Below are 1578 nucleotides of genomic sequence, written 5' to 3'. Positions count from 1 at the left end.
GTTTACGCATGAATAGATTAAAAATGTTATTGTTTATCAAAAGGTTATTTATCTGCGATTTGAGATAATAGGTTTGGGAAACGCGCATGCGCATTTTTCCAGATGGTATATTTAGCAGAATGCTGATAAGTTCTTTGCATACTGATAGTTAACTGTGCGCGTTTTCACTGGTCCAATGAGGTAAACGCGCATGCACACGAATAAAATGTTATGTGACTCAATCAGATCGGAGTATGAATTTTGGAATATAAAGATATTGTAATGATTACTGCTGTTATTGCAGGACCAATTTTGGCTGTGCAAGCACAAAAATACCTAGAGTCACTGAAAGAAAACAGAGCCAGAAAATTAAAAATTTTTCACACACTCATGTCTACTCGTGCAACACGAGTTGCACCGGAGCATGTGGCAGCCTTGAACATGATAGATATTGAATTTTACGGAAAAAAAAAGTTTGGGAAGCGTTCACAGTCAGAAGGTGAGAAGAAAATAACTAATGCTTGGAAAGTGTATAACGATCACTTGAACACTAAAAAAAATGATGAACAACTCGACGCATGGATTGATAAAGGTGACGACCTGTTTACCGCTTTGCTATATGCGATGTCGCAACATCTTGGTTATGAATTTGATGAAGTACAGCTTAAAAGAGATTGCTATAGGCCTAGAGCACATGGAAATATTGAAAATGAACAGCATAAGCTTCGAGAAGGGTTGGTAGCCGTACTGGAAGGCAGAAAATCAATACCAATGGCTGTAACTTATTTACCGCCATATCACCCAATCGCACCAGCAACAGAAGAAACATCACATAACAAGTCAATTCAACCGACAGCTGAAGCTGCGTCTGATTGAAGCGTTAGTTTTATGGAGGAAATATTGTGGAAATCTGGAAGTTATTGTTCTTTATACCTGCGTGTTTTGCACTCAATATGACTCCTGGTCCAAACAATCTATTGTCCATGAACAATGCTCGTTGTTACGGTTTCAAATCCGCTTTTATTGCTGGACTTGGTCGTATTGTTGCATTCGCTGTAATGATTGCCTTGACTGCTTCTGGTTTAGCCGTCGTTCTCTATGCTTCTGAGACTCTATTTCTAACGATTAAAATTGTGGGCGCAGCTTATTTGTTGTGGATTGCCTTTAATCTTTGGCATTCGGAAGCGAGCCCTGTTTCTGAACTAGAAAATACTCGCAATCGATTAGGTTTAGCTAAACAAGAATTTTTGCTCGCCGCTGGTAACCCAAAGGCGATCTTAATCTTTACCGCCTTTCTACCACAGTTCGTCGATGTTTCAGCGAGTGTAAATGAACAGTTCTTCGCTCTAGGAGCTACTTTCCTAGTTTTAGAAATGTGTGCAATATCGATTTATGCGATATTTGGAATGTACTTAAGGCAGTTGTTTACGAAGCCGAAAATGGCAAAGCGCTTCAATAGAGGCTGTGCAACTTTTTTGGCTATGTCTGGAGCAAGCTTGTTACTGAGTCGCCGGCAACTGAAAAATGTGTAAAAATGTGTGACACCCATCACTATTAGCATCCAAGCTGAGGAAGTGAAATAAAAAAGTATAAAAATAC

The 1578-nt window shown here is 39.3% G+C and carries 2 protein-coding genes; both read left to right on the top strand.

Going from position 1 to position 1578, the window contains the following annotated elements:
- Positions 1 to 240: 240 nt before the first annotated feature.
- Positions 241 to 855 (top strand): DUF6680 family protein, encoded by a 615-nt coding sequence (locus L1D50_RS22975; RefSeq protein ID WP_239966930.1) that lies wholly within the window; start codon positions 241 to 243, stop codon positions 853 to 855.
- A gap of 26 nt (positions 856 to 881) precedes the next feature.
- A complete protein-coding gene (locus tag L1D50_RS22970; RefSeq protein ID WP_239966929.1) occupies positions 882 to 1511 on the top strand; it encodes a LysE family translocator in 630 nt (209 codons plus the stop codon).
- Positions 1512 to 1578: the final 67 nt, after the last annotated feature.

The organism is Pseudoalteromonas sp. Isolate6 (genome assembly GCF_022398435.1).
Classification (GTDB): domain Bacteria; phylum Pseudomonadota; class Gammaproteobacteria; order Enterobacterales; family Alteromonadaceae; genus Pseudoalteromonas; species Pseudoalteromonas galatheae.
Note: the sequence above shows the minus strand (reverse complement) of the source record. Positions and strands in the feature narration are given on the sequence as shown.